At 50.7% G+C, this 1,346-nt stretch carries 1 protein-coding gene; it reads right to left on the bottom strand.

The features are described 5' to 3' along the window. Positions 1–117: 117 nt before the first annotated feature. Positions 118–1,140 (bottom strand): amino acid ABC transporter substrate-binding protein, encoded by a 1,023-nt coding sequence (locus IEW74_RS17175; RefSeq protein ID WP_188665533.1) that lies wholly within the window; start codon positions 1,138–1,140, stop codon positions 118–120. Between the last annotated feature and the right edge of the window lie 206 nt (positions 1,141–1,346).

The following is a 1,346-nucleotide window of genomic DNA, read 5'->3' as shown; positions in this document are numbered from 1 at the left end:
TTCTTTGTTTGCGACATATGCACACTCCAAACTCTTAAAAAAAGAAAAAGTGAGTGTGTTAGCCGAGGAAATCTCCGCAGAAAACACACTCACCCATATATCAACTACCGTGTGATCTTAGCGAACCGGCGGAGCGTACTGCAGACCACCTTTAGACCACAACGCGTTCAAACCACGAGAGATTTGCAACGGTGTGTTCGGGCCAACGTTACGATCAAACATTTCGCCGTAGTTACCGACCTGTTTCACAGCATCAAACGCCCAGTTTGCACCCAGGCCAAGCTTCGCACCCGCATCACCGCTTGTGCCGACAAGACGTTGAACGGACGGGTTTTCACTTTTCATGGCCGCATCGATATTGGCAGAGGTCAGACCCATTTCTTCCGCATTGATTTGTGCAAACAAGGTCCATTTGACAATGTTAAACCACTGGTCATCACCTTGACGAACAACCGGGCCGAGCGGCTCTTTGGAAATAACTTCCGGCAGAACAACGGCTGTATCGGGGTTGTCCAGCTTGGAACGCAGCGCGTACAGCTGGGATTGGTCAGAGGTCAAAATGTCGCAACGACCCGCCGCAAACCCTTGGATGGTCTGGTCCGCCGTATCGTAAACAACCGGGCTGAATTTCATGCCGTTGAGACGGAAATAATCCGCAAGGTTCAATTCGGTTGTGGTCCCGGCCTGAATACAAACGGACGCACCGTCCAGTTCCAGCGCAGATTTCACACCCAGTTCTTTTTGAACGAGGAAGCCTTGACCGTCATAATAGTTCACGCCGGTGAAGTTCAGACCCAAAGAGGTATCCCGTGTGTGTGTCCATGTGGTGTTCCGAGACAGCATGTCAATCTCGCCGGACTGCAATGCGGTGAAACGTTCTTTCGCGGTCAGCGGAATGAACTTCGTTTTGTTGGCATCACCCAGAACAGCCGCCGCAACCGCACGGCACGTATCCACATCAAGACCTGTCCAGTTCCCTTTTTCATCAGGCAGAGAGAAGCCCGGAAGACCGGCAGAAACACCACACAGCAACTCACCGCGTGCTTTTACCGTATCAAGGGTGCTGGCCGCCATTGCTGCGGTGGCCGTAACAGCCGTAACAACAAATGCGCCCGTCAGGACAGACAAAGTTTTTTTCATAGTTAAATTCTCCCGTGAATTCTAAAAAAATGCTCCGGCCGTCAGTTTTTTAATCGCACTTTCCAAAAAAACCGACATTCAAAGCTCCCTAACATGGCCGTAATAGCGGTTGGTCACGCTCCGATGGTAAGCTCGAAGTCTGTGAAAGCAGCTTCATAAAGGCCATAAAAAGGAACGTGACCATGAGACATTATATCGGACTGGAC

The organism is Terasakiella brassicae (genome assembly GCF_014641495.1).
Lineage (GTDB): Bacteria > Pseudomonadota > Alphaproteobacteria > Rhodospirillales > Terasakiellaceae > Terasakiella > Terasakiella brassicae.
The sequence above is the reverse complement of the archived record's forward strand: the minus strand, read 5'-3'. Positions and strand labels throughout refer to the sequence as shown.

Excerpts from the sequence above, each read along its gene's own strand:
- IEW74_RS17175 (WP_188665533.1), bottom strand. The coding sequence starts at position 1,140 with ATGAAAAAAACTTTGTCTGTCCTGACGGGCGCATTTGTTGTTACGGCT.